Raw genomic sequence first — 14,384 nt, forward strand, 5'->3', positions numbered from 1 at the left:
TTTTATACCCTAAATTGCATTAACGCGAGATTTATTTTAACCGCGCTTTGAGATAATTGGCATAATCTGGCACTTGAATATCAACAGTTTGGTTAAATAATTGACTTTGCACCAAAAAGTCAGCACTGGCGATATTCATTGCAACAGGAATATTCCACACCGTAGCAATACGCATTAAGGCTTTGACATCAGGATCGTGCGGCACGGCATTCATTGGATCCCAAAAGAAAATCAGCACATCAATTTTCTGTTCTGCAATTAATGCACCAAGCTGTTGATCCCCGCCCATAGGACCGCTTAACAATGGTGTGATGGGAAGAGCAGTTTCTGCTTGGATTAAATTGCCCGTTGTCCCTGTGCCATAAAGAATATGAGCAGAAAGTAAAGTGCGGTGCTTTTTACACCAATTTATTAAATCTTGTTTACAGTGATCGTGGGCAACCAAAGCAATATGTTTATTTTCTGCAAGCTGGCGCGTGGTATTTTGCATTTTTCCTCCAGATAGCAAAAAGTGAGCGTAAAGCCCACTTTTTCTCAATAATAATTTACGATTATTTTTGTTTTTTTGCCCAATTTAAGAAACGTGTTTGCGTTTCTTTATCTGCTTGTTGGAACCAATATTGTAATTGCTGTTCCACCACATTTTCACCTTGTACGGTAATTTTACCTTTTTGTGCTTTTGCTGCAGAAGGCAGTGCTGCTGGCATTGCTGTTGTGGCAAAAGAAGATACCGAAGCAACCGCACCTGAAGCGTTGTACTCAGAAAGATTGTCAATGAGATTTAAACCGGGTAAGAAACCTTCCTGTTTTAATAGATCCTGTTTAAATGGCACATTTTTTCCAGAAACAGTTTTTACGCTAACAACAGGGTTTTTATTATAAGCTTCAGTTTCACGCTCATCTTCAAGGTGTGGGGCAGAAATCACAACGTCTTCTGCTGTCCCTTGGAAAGTGACGATGATTGGATTGGATTCAAATAATGCCCGATCAGAACCACCCGATCTCACCACTTCACTTACACGCACCACAACTTGATGGGGTTGTGTATCATTAGCTTTAAAAGAATTTGTTGATTTTAAAAGAGATTTACTCGCCTTTTGTCCGTCAATGGCTAAAAAATCAACATTAGATGAACTGGTTACCATACCAGCAAAACTTGCTGTACTAGTGAATAACGCTGCGGTAGCTAATGCAGCAAAACGAAATTTCATATTCGCTCCTTTCATATAAGGGATAATGTTTTATTTTGATTCACTTTAATCATTTAAAGTGGACTTGGCTATGCTATGCTAATTTGGCAAAAATGAAAATAAAAAATTTTATTTTTGCTTGAAATTTGCGCAGTTAAATGACATTGGAATGATTTGGATCATTAGGAAGGAAAATGAACGTAAAAAAATTTGCCGTTTATGGGTGTGTGCAAGGGGTAGGGTTTCGCTATTTCACTTGGAAAGAAGCCACAAAAATCGGGCTAACGGGCTGGGTAAAAAATCGCTCAGATGGAAGTGTATTGGTTATTGCGAAAGGTTCAGAACAACAATTAACCCAACTTTATCAATGGTTACAACGTGGCTCACCCAGTGCGGTGGTGAAACAGGTCATTATGGAAGATTATCTTGGTGATGCAGTTTTCCACGATTTTTCTGTACGTCGTACTTAATGCAGATCAAATAAGTCGCACTTAATGCAGATCAAATAAACAGAATATCGCGTTATTGAATGCCTCAAAATACAAGCCTATAACGGGTTAAAGAACGGGAAGCCAAGCCATAAGCAAAATGTACCTTGTTGTATTGGGACAGAACGCTGTTTTCTTAGTTAATTGGACGAAGTTTGCGATAGCCTAACGCGAGTACAAAGCCTAATGCCTGTAACAAAATAATGGTTGGGCCTGTAGCCGCATCAAGATGATAGCTCAGAATTACGCCAAGAAAACTGCTTATTGTAGCAGTGGCAATGGCAATAAGTAGCATTGTGTTGAAATTTTTACTCAACACATAAGCGGTGATCCCCGGTGAAATCAGCATTGCGGTGACTAAAATAATCCCGACCACTTGCATTGTGCTGATGATCGTTAAGGCGAGCAAAAACAGCAAACCATAATGCAATTTTGTTACCGTAAGCCCAATTACACGCGCGTGGTTTGGATCAAAACAGAAAAGCAAAAAATCTTTTCTTTTCAGTAAGATAATCAACAAAACTAGCGTGGCGATAACCAGTGTTTGAACTAATTCCTGTGGGGTAATCCCTAATAAATTGCCGAATAGAATATGGGAAAGGTGTTGTTCCGTCTCGACCTTACTAAATAGCACAAGCCCCACTGCGAACATTCCTGAAAACATAATGCCCATCACCGTGTCTTCCTTAATGCGGCTGTGAGATTTTAAATAGCCAATGCCAAAAGCACAGCATAAGCCAGAAACTAATGCACCTATGGCTAAGGGAATGCTTGCTACATAAGCCAACACGATTCCCGGTAAGATCGAATGAGAAATGGCATCGCCCATTAGCGACCAGCCTTTCAAAATCAAAAAACAAGACAATACAGCACAAATCACGGCAATGATTAATGCCATAAATAACGCATTTTGCATAAAAGGATAACTGAGCGGTTCAACCCACCAGTTCAGTCCGACGTCAATCCAATTCATTATTCCTGCTCCTTATTAGCAGAACGCGTGTGGCGTAAAATGCCGTATTTAGGGGAAAAGAAAAACGCGGCTAAGAAAAGTGCGGTCTGAAAACACACAATTAATCCGCCTGTTGCACCGTCTAAATAATAGCTGATATACACCCCCAATAAACTGCTCCCTATGCCAAAGCTTACTGCAATGATCACTAAGGTTTTAAAGCGATCCGTGAGTAAATAGGCCGTTGCCCCCGGTGTGATGACCATTGCGATCACCAAAATTGCGCCAACGGTTTGCAAGGCAGCCACCACACAAGCACTTAACAGGGCAAAAAAGAGTATTTTGTAATAACGTGGTGATAATCCTACGGTGGAGGCTTGCATTTCATCAAAAAAGACCAGTAACAGATCTTTCCAAAAAATCAGTAATAGGATAAAACAAATGCTAATAATGATTGCCACTTGCCAAATATCTTCTACTGAAATACCTAAAAGGTTGCCTAATACAATATCTTGTACGTTAATGGCGGTAGGATTGAGAGAAATAATAAATAATCCCAGTGCAAAAAAGGTGGTAAAAATAAACCCGATCACTGCGTCTTGACGTAAGTTTGATAAGGATTTTACCCATAAAATAGAAAGTGCGGCTAAAATTCCTGAAAAAAATGCCCCGATTACATAAGGGAAAGAGAACGCATAGGCGATGGCAACCCCGGGAACAACAGAATGCGAAAGGGCATCCCCAATTAATGACCAACCTTTCAACATTAAATAGGCGGATAAAAACGCACAAATTCCTCCCACCATTGCGCTTAATATAAGGGCGTTGATCATATACTCATAATGGAAAGGTTCTAATAATAAGGCGATCATTGGGTGTTCTCTTGAGTCGCACGGCACGGGCAATCTTCCACATTACAATCACGAATAATCGGCGCAGGTGGATCATTTTTAGTTTGTCCATAAAACACCGCAGGCAGTTCATCGTCGGTGAGAACGGTAACGGTACGTTCATCTTCATCATCGTGTAGATCGCGTGCGCTGAGTTTGACATTGCGCAACACACCACCAAAGACCTGTTCTAAATTTTGTTGAGTGAAGGTGCTGGCAGTACTGCCTTGCGCAAGCACTGTGCGGTTGATCATAATCACTTGATCACAATAATCAGGGACAGCCCCTAAATTATGGGTGGAGACAAGAATTAAATAGCCTTCTTTACGCAAATTGGCAAGGAGATCCATAATTGCTGCTTCCGTTTGTACATCAACGCCCGTGAAAGGTTCATCAAGCAGAATAATTTTGCTTTTTTGCGCAAGTGCGCGCGCAAGAAAGACGCGTTTTTTCTGTCCACCAGAAAGCTCGCCAATTTGACGTTGTGCAAGGTGCGCAATATTTAAACGTGTCATTGCAAGCTGAACTTCTTGTTTATCAAGTGCGGTGGGAATTCTTAGTAAATTCATATAGCCATAACGCCCCATCATCACCACATCATAAACGGAAACAGGAAATTGCCAATCCACCTCCTCACTTTGTGGCACATAGGCGATTAAATTTTGTTTTAGTGCGTTTTTAATTGGCTGATCACAAAGCAAAACTTGCCCTTGTTGTGGTTTGACCAATCCCATTAAACTTTTAAATAAGGTGGATTTACCACTCCCATTCACGCCCACCAATGCACAGGTTGTCCCGCCTTGTAATTGAAAAGACACATTATGAATGGCGGTATGTCCGTTGTTATAACGGACGGTGACATCCTGTACCTTAATGGTGGGCTGATTATTGGGCATTTTCAAATCCTTCAATAATGGTTGTTATCGTGGTGTTAAGCAAATCTAAATAAGTGGGAACTGCCCCTTTGGCATTGGAAAGGGAATCCACATATAGCACACCACCATAATGAATGTGGCTTTCTTTCGCCACTTGTTGAGCAGGTTTTGGCGAGATGGTACTTTCGCTGAAAATCACTGGAATGTGATGTTGGCGAATTAAATCGATCATCTGGCGTACTTGTTGCGGTGTGCCTTGCTGTTCTGCATTTATCGCCCAAAGATACACTTCTTTAAAGCCATAATCCTGAGCGAGATAGCTAAAAGCGCCTTCAGAGGTGGCAAGCCAGCGCTGCGCTTGGGGAATTTTATCAAATTTAGGACGAAGTGTGCTATCTAAAGTGCGGATCTTTTTTGCATAATTTTCCGCATTTTGACGGTAGGTTTCTGCATTTTGTGGATCATATTTAATCAACGCATTTTTGATATTTTCCACATAAACTAACCCATTACTTGGCGACATCCACGCGTGTGGATTTGGGATTTTTTTCTCGGCACTTTCCGCAATAAAAATTGGCTGAATGCCTTCTGTTACCACCACGGCAGGTTTATCTTGCACATTCTGGAAAAAACGTACGAACCAACGCTCTAAGTTTAGCCCATTCCATAATACCAAATCCGCAGACTGTGCTTTAACAATATCTTTTGGCGTTGGCTCATAGCCGTGAATTTCCGCGCCGGGCTTGGTAATAGATTCTACGGTTGCTGCATCACCTGCAATATTTTGTGCAATGTCTTGAATGATAGTAAAGGTTGTGACGACTTTAAATTTAGCATAGCTGAGATGACTGAATAAGATTGTCGCGATTAAGCTCGCCATAGTGAATAATTTCAACATAAATCCCCTTAAAGTGAATGGTTTTTAATGATTATAAAGGGTAAATCATCGCAAGTAAATGAGAATGGTTCTCAAGTTATAAGCATTTTGCTGGTTTTGGTAATCCAGCCAGTTTCGTTGCTTGCTTTGCAGGGCCTTCTGGGAATAAACGTTGTAAGTAACGGCTGTTGCCTTTATCTTCCCCTAATTTTTGTGCTACTGCTTTCACCAACATTCTGATCGCTGGGGAAGTGTGGTATTCCTGATAAAAATCGCGTACAAAATGAATGACTTCCCAATGTGCCTCGGTTAGCGTGAGTGCTTCTTGCTGTGCAATAGCTAGCGCGACATCAGGCGTCCACTGGGTTAAATCCAATAAATAGCCTTCATTATCTGTTTCGATGATTTGATTGTTAATATTCAACATTTTTCTTTCCTTTATTGTTTTTTTAATTATACAAAAACGCCCCTAGAAAGGGGCGTTGAATTTACCGATTAAAGCAATTATTAATCATTGCGTAAAATACCGAGTAAGTTTAATAAACTCACAAAGATATTATAAATAGACACATAAAGGCTCACGGTTGCACGGATATAGTTGGTTTCACCACCATGAATGATGCTACTGGTTTGATATAAAATGCCCATACTAGAGAAGACGATAAATAATGCGCTTAACGCAACATAAAATGCAGGCATTTTAAAGAAGAAACTGGCAATCATTCCCACTACAAGCACAATAAATAGCGTAAACATCATACCTGAAAGGAATGACATATCTTTTTTCGTGCTTAATACATAGAAAGAACAGGCGAAGAACACCGCTGCAGTTCCGCCAAGTGCAAGGGCGATTAAATCTCCCAATCCTGCACCGATGTACATATTTAATACCGGCCCTAAAGAATAGCCAATAAAACCGGTTAAGGCGAAGGTTGAAAGAATTCCCCACGCACTATTTTCTAATGCACTATTTAAAAATAATAAGCCATAAAATCCCACTAATAACACACCGAAATGTAATGGGGCAACATTTAAGGTCATTGCCACATAAGCAACAATGGCAGAAAAAGTTAAGGTTAAAGCGAGCAAGAAATAGGTATTGCGTAACACTTTATTGGTGGCTAATACCGATTCTTGGCGGCTGTCTTCAACGATTAAACGAGATTGCATAAACGCTCCTGTGATGAATATAAAAGTTAGACTGATAAAGTATAGGCTAGAGGGGGAAAAGTCAATGAATAGCAATGGATTTTTATTTATTTTCCTATTGCTGTGAATAGGCAAAAAACACGGAGATTGTTATAATTCAAAACATAATGTTAAAGAAGACATCAGCAATCAAACGAATGACAACACAATTAGAAAAAAACTTTTGGCAACATAAATCACTACTGGAAATGAATGAGGCAGAATGGGAAGCCTTATGCGATGGTTGTGGAAAATGCTGTTATCGTAAATTTATTGAAGGGCGAGGGCGTCGAAAAACCTTATACTTTACTCGCATTGCGTGCAATTTATTAAATTTAGAAACAGGAAAGTGCGGTAATTATTTGCAACGTTTTCAACTTGAGCCAGATTGCACTAAACTGACAAAAAAGAATTTACCCGACTTTCATTGGCTACCCGCGACCTGCGCGTATCGTTTGTTGTATGAAAATAAATCGCTTTTTGATTGGCATCCATTAATTTCTGGCGATCCAAACACCGTTAAACTCGCCCATATTCCCATTGCCAATGGCATCCACGAAAAAGAGGTGATTGATTGGTTTGAGTTTGTGATTGATGAGCCGTAATTTATATTTAGCCTTAAGGTACATATTTTAAAGGCTGATACTTGGTTTAACCTGAAAAGTGAGATTTAAGGCTTTCATCACTTTTAATATCGTTGCAAAAGTTGGGTTGCCTGAACCCGATAAGGCTTTATATAACCCTTCTCGGCTAATTCCTGTTTCTCTTGATAATTGGCTCATATTTCTTGCTTTGGCAATATCGCCAAGTGCAGAAAGAATGAGTTCCATATTATCTTCTTGTAAAACTTCATTAAGATAAAGTTGCATTTCTTCTTCATTGTTGAGGTATTCAGCTACATCAAAATTGGTTAATTTTTCCATTGGTTAAACTCCCAGCGTTTTAGCTAATTGTTTCGCTTTTAAAATATCCTTAGATTGAGTGGATTTATCACCACCACATAATAAAATAACCCATTCACCATTATGATTTTTCAGATAGATGCGGTAACCTTGCCCTTCAGTAATTCTCAGTTCAGATAGTCCTTCACCAATAGGTTTGACATCACCGAAATTTCCAAATGATAAACGTTTTAGTCGTGCAAGAATTTTGATTTTCGCACGTTGATCTTTAAGATTTTTTAGCCATTTATCGAAGGTTTCGGTACGTTTTATAGAAATCATTGAAATAACTAGCGGGTTAGAGAATGGATAAATTATATCTTAAAATGTGTATTTGTAAACCACAGTTATCAGATTAGGATTTGCCTACAATAAGTGTTATGCCTTAAAAGGTGTTTTCTATTTTCCTTCTCGTATCCTGTAATCTTTATTTGATAGAGATCACGAATTTAAAGGAAACCGTTTGCTTTTAACTCATTGATTTGTAGAATGAAGTTAATTCTCCAGTATTTATGGTTGTTGGAAGAGCAAATGGATATGAAAACACCAAGTTATACAAGAGCTGAGGAATTAGGCATTGCCATTTCTCATTATGATATCGACGGCAATTTAATTTATGCTAATCCAGAGAGTTTGGCGTATTTTGTTGAATTGCTTTCTTTGCGGCGAGACAATCCAGATAAGAAAAGTGCGGTGCAATTTGATGATGTTTTTGTGGTGAAAGAAGGGGAACCGATTATTTATGATACTGCACGGTTAGCACCAATATCGCCGATACGCAATGCGATCTTATTTAACGAACAACATCAGCCCATAACGCCACTTTCCTTTACGAATTCACTCTTTTCTTTTCCTACACAACCTTTTGGTTATTATCTTTTACAGCTTTCTACTTGTGAAAAAACCTATCACGTTCGCCTCTTTGTTCACCCTAAAACGACTTACCAACCTACGATTTTTCAGCAGAAAAAAGCGTGGGGCTTAAATGTTCAGCTTTATAGCTTACGTTCAGCACGAAATTGGGGGATTGGTGATTTTGCTGATTTAGCGTATTTGGTCGAACAAGCAAGCTGCTATGGTGCAGAATTTATCGGCATTAACCCATTGCACGCAATGTATTCAGCCGTGCCTGAATGGGCAAGTCCTTATAGCTCAGCCTCAAGACGTTATTTGAATTGGCTTTACCTCGCCGTTGATCAATTGCCCGAATATAAATTGTGTCAATCCGTGCAGAATTGGGTTAATCAAGCAGAGATTCAACAGCAACTTTTTGTTTTACGCAATGCAGAGCAAGTGAATTATACGGAAATTACGCAGCTAAAATTGACCGCACTTGAAAAATTATATGCTTATTTCCAACGTAGCCGTGCGGCAAAAATCCAGCCTCGGCAAAAGGCGTTTGCCGATTTTGTTAAACAGCAAGGGAATGATTTGTTATATCAAGGCTTATTTGACGTATTAGATCGTCAAAGTTCGCACTCAACCATTGAGCAAGAAAGCCAAATTGGCTGGCTTGGTTGGCAACAATATCAACAACTTAATACGAAACAACGGGATAAATTAATTCGTCAGCATAAAGATGAAGTGATGTTTTATTGCTGGTTACAATGGCTTGTGCAAGAGCAACTTCATCGTCTTCAAGCCTTATGCCAAGAGAAAGGAATGTCTTTAGGCATTTATGGTGATTTAGCCGTAAGTAGCTCAAGGGGCAGTGCAGAGGTGTGGGCAGATCCCACTCTTTACTGCGTAGCGGCGTCTGTGGGCGCACCACCCGATCCCTTAGGTCCTGTGGGACAGAATTGGCATATTCCGCCTTATAATCCGAGTGAACTAAAAGCCCGTGGTTTTCAACCTTTTATCGATTTATTACGAGCCAATATGCAGCATTTTGGCGTGTTGCGGATCGATCATATTATGGGGCTTTTCCGCTTATGGCTCATTCCCCCAGAAAAAACCGCCGCTGATGGGCTTTATGTGCATTATCCTTTTGCCGAATTAATGGCGATTTTGGCGATTGAAAGCCAACGTAATCAATGCCTTGTTGTCGGGGAGGATTTAGGCACCGTGCCAGATGAAGTGCGGTGGAAATTAAACGAATTTCAGATTTTTTCCTATTTTGTACTGTATTTTGAGAAGCAGGATTTGCAATATCCCGATAAGAATGCGTTTCCAACGAATGCCTTTGCCACCATTGGCACGCACGATGTGCCGTCTTTAAGTAGCTTTTGGCATTGTCGAGATCTCGAACTTTTTGCTCAACTTGGCGTGCTGCAAGGGGAAATGCTAAAACAGAAATATGATCAACGTGTTATTGACAAACAAGCGTTACTCAATAGTTTACACCGCGATCAGTATTTGCCAGCTGATTATTGGGGCGATGCACTCAGTATGGCAATGCACCAAAACTTAATGCGAGTGATCCACCTTTATTTGGCAGAAAGTCAAACCAAACTCATTGGCGTACAGTTAGAAAATTTATTGGAACAAGAGATTTCCTTTAATTTGCCCGGAACCTCATTGGAATACCCAAATTGGCGAATGAAATTATCTCGTTCGATTGAAAACATCTTTTCTGACGAAAAAATCACCGCACTTTTAACTGAAATTAATCAAGCGCGTCTGCGATAAGAGGTTTGTATGAATAAATACCTTCCACAAGAAACCATTAATGCCTTTTTTAACGGGACACATTCTGATCCATTTTCTGTATTAGGAATGCACGAAACAGAAAAAGGGATTGAAATCCGCGTGTTATTGCCTGATGCGGATAAGGTCGTGATTATTAATAAAGAAAATCAAGAAAAAGTGTGCGAACTAACTTGCCTTGATGATCGTGGCTTTTTTGCCGCGGTAATGCCAGAGACACGCAGTTTTTTTGCTTATCAATTAGAAGTTTACTGGGGGAATGAACCTCAGCTTATTGAAGATCCTTATCGTTTCCACCCAATTATTCAAGAGCTGGATAATTGGCTGTTGGCGGAAGGCTCACATTTACGCCCTTATGAAATTTTAGGCGCTCATTTTATGCAATGTGAAGGCGTATCAGGCGTGAATTTTCGCCTATGGGCGCCGAATGCAAAACGCGTTTCCATTGTGGGCGATTTTAACTATTGGGACGGTCGTCGCCACCCAATGCGTTTTCACGCCACCAGTGGCATTTGGGAATTGTTTATACCAAAGGCAACACTCGGACAGTTTTATAAATTTGAAGTACTCGATTGCAATGATCAGTTACGTTTAAAAGCCGATCCTTACGCCTTTAGCTCACAGCTTCGCCCTGATACTGCCTCACAAATTAGTGCATTACCAAATGGGGTAGAAATGACCGAAAAACGACGTAAAGCAAACCAATTTGATCAGCCAATTTCCATTTATGAGGTGCATTTAGGCTCTTGGCGGCGTAATCTTGAGAATAATTTCTGGTTGGATTATGACCAAATTGCCGAGGAACTCATTCCTTATGTCAAAGAAATGGGCTTTACGCATATTGAATTTTTGCCCTTGTCGGAATTTCCTTTTGATGGTTCTTGGGGCTATCAACCCATTGGGCTTTATTCACCAACCAGCCGTTTTGGCACACCTGAAGGGTTTAAACGTTTGATCGAGAAAGCCCACGAGGCAGACATTAATGTGATTTTAGATTGGGTGCCGGGGCATTTCCCAAGTGATACTCACGGTTTGGCTGCCTTTGATGGCACGGCGTTGTATGAACACGCTGATCCAAGAGAAGGCTATCATCAAGATTGGAACACCTTAATTTATAACTATGGTCGTAATGAGGTGAAAAACTTCTTATCGGGGAATGCATTATATTGGCTTGAACGCTTTGGTTTAGATGGTTTGCGTGTAGATGCCGTGGCATCAATGATTTACCGAGATTACAGCCGCGCAGACGGTGAGTGGATTCCAAACCAATACGGGGGCAGAGAAAACTTAGAAGCCATTGAATTTTTAAAACACACCAATTATGTGATCGGCACAGAAAATGCAGGCGCAATTACTATTGCGGAAGAATCCACCTCCTTTGCAGGTGTAACCCACCCACCGCAAGATGGCGGCTTAGGTTTCCACTTTAAATGGAATATGGGCTGGATGAACGACACCTTATCCTATATGCGAAAAGATCCGATATATCGTCAACATCATCACGATCAGATGACCTTTGGAATGATGTATCAATATCGTGAAAACTTTGTACTCCCACTTTCTCACGATGAAGTGGTACACGGCAAAGGCTCACTTATCGGCAAAATGCCGGGAGATGCGTGGCAAAAATTTGCCAATTTGCGCGCTTATTATGGCTATATGTGGGGGTATCCCGGCAAAAAATTGCTCTTTATGGGCAACGAATTTGCCCAAGGGCGTGAGTGGAATTACCAAGAAAGCCTAGATTGGTTCTTACTTGATGAAAGTGTTGGTGGGGGCTGGCATAAAGGCGTATTGAATTTAGTGAAAGATTTAAACCGCACTTATCAAACTCACCCAGCGTTATACCAATTAGATTACGATCCAAAGGGCTTTAATTGGCTTGTGGTAGATGATTATCAACATTCTGTCTTCGTGTTTGAACGTTGTAGTCGTGATGAGGAACGTATTATCGTGGTCAGTAACTTCACGCCAGTACCGCGTTATGCGTATCGCTTTGGCGTGAATGAAGCGGGGGTATATGAAGAAATTCTCAATACAGATTCTTACTTCTATCAAGGTGCTAACCTTGGTAATCAAGGTGAAGTACAGAGTGAAGCTATTCCAAGCCACAATAAGGCACATTCTATTTCCGTAACCATTCCGCCATTGGCAACGATTTACCTAAAATGGCGAAAACCTGCTAAAAGTGAGAAAAGAACGCCAAGCACCCAAGTGGAAAACGAGCAAAAAATGAAAACGACAACGCGTAAAACAAAAAAAGCACCGCGATAAAAGAAAAAATCCGCCTAAAGAGGCATTTAAATCAAGTGATAAATGGATAACACAGAATGATCAGCACGGCAGCAGGAAAGCCTTACCCATTAGGGAGTTCTATTGAAATTTTGCAAGATAATTCTGGCAACAAAAAAGTGGGCTGGAATTTTGCGCTATTTTCTTCTTGCGCAGAAAACGTCAAATTATGTTTATTTTTTGACGGACAGGAATTACCCCTAGAAATGTACCAAAGTGGCGCGTTTTGGCATTTATGGGTGGGGGAATTGCCTTATGGCACGCAATATGGCTTTCGTATTACAGGACAAGATAACACCTTATGCAACCCAAAAAAATTAATGCTCGATCCTTATGCGAAAGCGGTGATAGGTAAGCCGGATTTAAGTCGCGTTGAAAAGCAGCAATGGTTTTTACTCAGCGATCCTCGAGATAACGCTCACCTTGCGCCTAAAGGTGTCCTCGTTGATAACCAATTTGATTGGCAAGGTGATAAACCCTTAGCCACGCCTTGGGCTGACACCATCATTTATGAATTGCACGTTAAAGGGTTTACCCAGTTACGACAAGATTTACCAGAGGCTATTCGCGGTACTTATGCAGGCTTAGCACACCCCACAATGATTACCTATTTAAAAGAACTGGGGATAAGTGCGGTGGAAATTTTACCGATAAATTATCATCTTGATGAACCGCATTTACAGGAAAAAGGATTGGTCAATTATTGGGGATATAGCCCATTGGCGATGTTTGCCGTAGAAACAGCTTATTGGTCAGGGCAAACGGGAACAACGCCATTGAGTGAATTTAAAACAATGGTGAGAGCGCTTCATCAAGCGGGTATTGAAGTCATTTTAGATGTGGTGTTCAACCACAGCGTGGAATCAGAAAAACACTTTCCCACTTTTAGCCAGCGTGGAATTGATGATCGGGCTTACTATTGGCAAAACGCACAAGGGGAATACCTGAATGCCACAGGCTGCGGCAATACCTTAAATTTAGCCAATGACATCACTCGCCGCTGGGTGTTGGATTGCTTAATTTATTGGGTGGAAGAATGCCATATTGACGGTTTCCGTTTTGATCTTGCCACCGTATTAGGCAGAGAAACCCCAGCGTTTAACCCACAGGCAAGGCTTTTTGCTGAGATTGCGCAAGAACCGCGTTTACAGCAATGCAAATTTATTGCTGAGCCTTGGGATATTGGCGAAGGCGGTTATCAAGTGGGGAATTTCCCTCACTATTTTGCTGAATGGAACGATCGTTTTCGTGATGATCTCTGCCGTTTTTGGTTATGGAAAAGCGGTGAGTTAGGCGGTTTTGCACAACGTTTTGCCGGATCGAGTGAAATTTATCAAAAAGAAGATCGCAAGCCACATCATTCTGTGAATTTTATTACTGCACACGATGGCTTTACCCTGTGCGATCTCACCAGTTATAACGAAAAACATAATCTCGCCAACGGTGAGCAAAATCGTGATGGACGTAACGAAAATTACAGTTATAACCACGGGATAGAGGGCGTAGAAAATCTTCCAGAGGAAGTGAAATACCAACGTTTTTTAAGCTGTGGCGGTTTGCTAGCGAGTTTATTGTTAGCAAATGGCACACCAATGCTGCTGGCAGGTGATGAATTTGGACATAGCCAAAAAGGTAACAATAACGCCTATTGCCAAGATAATGAAATTACGTGGCTAAATTGGCAAAAATTTCAACCGCACTTCGTTGAGATGACTAAACAGCTTATTGCCCTAAGAAAGCAAATCCCAAGTTTACAACGGGATCAATGGTGGACGGAAGAAAATGTGCAATGGCGTAACGTACAAGGGCAATTAATGAGCGTGGCGGATTGGCATAATCCCCATAGCAAAGCAATGCAAATTCAGTTAGATGAAGATTGGTTACTTTTAATCAATGCAAAAGCAGAATTACAAACGTTCTTGTTGCCAGATGGGAAATGGGAAGTTGTATATAGTGGTGCGTTCGTACAAATGCAAGGAAATCTATGGGCTGTGAATGATCTCGCATTCGTATGTTGCACAAAAAAAGGAAATGATTATTGAGCA

General features: G+C 40.7%; 15 protein-coding genes. 5 read left to right on the forward strand and 10 right to left on the reverse strand.

The features are described from left to right. Positions 1–31: 31 nt before the first annotated feature. Entirely contained in the window at positions 32–490 is a 459-nt protein-coding gene (gene mgsA, locus L4F92_RS05545) for a methylglyoxal synthase (RefSeq protein ID WP_250362977.1), read from the reverse strand. A 61-nt stretch (positions 491–551) separates the two neighbouring features. Beyond that, a complete protein-coding gene (locus tag L4F92_RS05550) occupies positions 552–1,211 on the reverse strand; it encodes a curli polymerization inhibitor CsgI-related protein (protein ID WP_250350283.1) in 660 nt (219 codons plus the stop codon). Between the two features lie 173 nt (positions 1,212–1,384). On the opposite strand from L4F92_RS05550, the gene L4F92_RS05555 reads away from it, so the two are divergent. Further along, positions 1,385–1,660, forward strand: a complete 276-nt coding sequence (locus tag L4F92_RS05555) for an acylphosphatase (protein ID WP_250362978.1) — start codon at positions 1,385–1,387, stop codon at positions 1,658–1,660. A gap of 154 nt (positions 1,661–1,814) precedes the next feature. Here the strand turns inward: L4F92_RS05555 and L4F92_RS05560 are convergent, their stop codons facing one another. The 6 genes from L4F92_RS05560 to L4F92_RS05585 all read right to left on the reverse strand — a co-directional run bounded on the left by L4F92_RS05560 (position 1,815) and on the right by L4F92_RS05585 (position 6,442). Continuing rightward, the gene (locus tag L4F92_RS05560; RefSeq protein WP_250362979.1) at positions 1,815–2,651 is read right to left on the reverse strand and encodes a metal ABC transporter permease; all 837 of its coding nucleotides are present in this window, start codon (positions 2,649–2,651) and stop codon (positions 1,815–1,817) included. Next, positions 2,651–3,502, reverse strand: coding sequence for a metal ABC transporter permease (locus tag L4F92_RS05565; RefSeq protein ID WP_250362980.1), 852 nt, complete (start codon positions 3,500–3,502; stop codon positions 2,651–2,653). The genes L4F92_RS05560 and L4F92_RS05565 overlap by 1 nt, the downstream gene beginning before the upstream one ends. Then, a complete protein-coding gene (locus L4F92_RS05570; RefSeq protein WP_250362981.1) occupies positions 3,499–4,416 on the reverse strand; it encodes an ATP-binding cassette domain-containing protein in 918 nt (305 codons plus the stop codon). Before L4F92_RS05570 ends, L4F92_RS05565 begins: the two co-directional genes overlap by 4 nt. Next, positions 4,406–5,293: a metal ABC transporter substrate-binding protein gene (locus L4F92_RS05575; protein ID WP_395897669.1), complete on the reverse strand. Its 888-nt coding sequence runs from the start codon at positions 5,291–5,293 to the stop codon at positions 4,406–4,408. The genes L4F92_RS05570 and L4F92_RS05575 overlap by 11 nt, the downstream gene beginning before the upstream one ends. 76 nt (positions 5,294–5,369) lie before the next feature. Beyond that, positions 5,370–5,699 carry a TusE/DsrC/DsvC family sulfur relay protein gene (locus L4F92_RS05580; RefSeq protein WP_250362982.1) on the reverse strand — a complete coding sequence of 110 codons (330 nt, stop codon included), beginning with the start codon at positions 5,697–5,699 and terminating at the stop codon, positions 5,370–5,372. 80 nt (positions 5,700–5,779) lie between these two features. After that, positions 5,780–6,442, reverse strand: a complete 663-nt coding sequence (locus tag L4F92_RS05585; RefSeq protein WP_250350277.1) for a Bax inhibitor-1 family protein — start codon at positions 6,440–6,442, stop codon at positions 5,780–5,782. Between the two features lie 176 nt (positions 6,443–6,618). On the opposite strand from L4F92_RS05585, the gene L4F92_RS05590 reads away from it, so the two are divergent. Next, positions 6,619–7,065, forward strand: a complete 447-nt coding sequence (locus tag L4F92_RS05590) for a YcgN family cysteine cluster protein (RefSeq protein WP_250362983.1) — start codon at positions 6,619–6,621, stop codon at positions 7,063–7,065. 27 nt (positions 7,066–7,092) lie between these two features. Here the strand turns inward: L4F92_RS05590 and L4F92_RS05595 are convergent, their stop codons facing one another. Both L4F92_RS05595 and L4F92_RS05600 read right to left on the reverse strand, forming a co-directional pair. After that, positions 7,093–7,383 (reverse strand): addiction module antidote protein, encoded by a 291-nt coding sequence (locus L4F92_RS05595; protein ID WP_250350275.1) that lies wholly within the window; start codon positions 7,381–7,383, stop codon positions 7,093–7,095. A gap of 3 nt (positions 7,384–7,386) precedes the next feature. Beyond that, on the reverse strand, positions 7,387–7,683 hold the full coding sequence (locus tag L4F92_RS05600; RefSeq protein ID WP_250350274.1) for a type II toxin-antitoxin system RelE/ParE family toxin: 297 nt from the start codon (positions 7,681–7,683) through the stop codon (positions 7,387–7,389). Between the two features lie 249 nt (positions 7,684–7,932). Between L4F92_RS05600 and malQ the strand changes: the two genes are divergently transcribed. Genes malQ through glgX form a run of 3 tightly spaced genes read left to right on the forward strand, consistent with a single transcriptional unit; the run spans position 7,933 to position 14,381 of the window. Then, positions 7,933–10,029 carry a 4-alpha-glucanotransferase gene (gene malQ / locus L4F92_RS05605; RefSeq protein ID WP_250364560.1) on the forward strand — a complete coding sequence of 699 codons (2,097 nt, stop codon included), beginning with the start codon at positions 7,933–7,935 and terminating at the stop codon, positions 10,027–10,029. 9 nt (positions 10,030–10,038) lie between these two features. Beyond that, a complete protein-coding gene (glgB, locus tag L4F92_RS05610) occupies positions 10,039–12,321 on the forward strand; it encodes a 1,4-alpha-glucan branching protein GlgB (RefSeq protein ID WP_250362984.1) in 2,283 nt (760 codons plus the stop codon). A gap of 56 nt (positions 12,322–12,377) precedes the next feature. Next, positions 12,378–14,381 carry a glycogen debranching protein GlgX gene (gene glgX / locus L4F92_RS05615; RefSeq protein WP_250362985.1) on the forward strand — a complete coding sequence of 668 codons (2,004 nt, stop codon included), beginning with the start codon at positions 12,378–12,380 and terminating at the stop codon, positions 14,379–14,381. The last annotated feature ends 3 nt before the right edge of the window (positions 14,382–14,384 follow it).

The organism is Avibacterium sp. 21-595 (assembly GCF_023611905.1).
GTDB lineage: Bacteria > Pseudomonadota > Gammaproteobacteria > Enterobacterales > Pasteurellaceae > Avibacterium.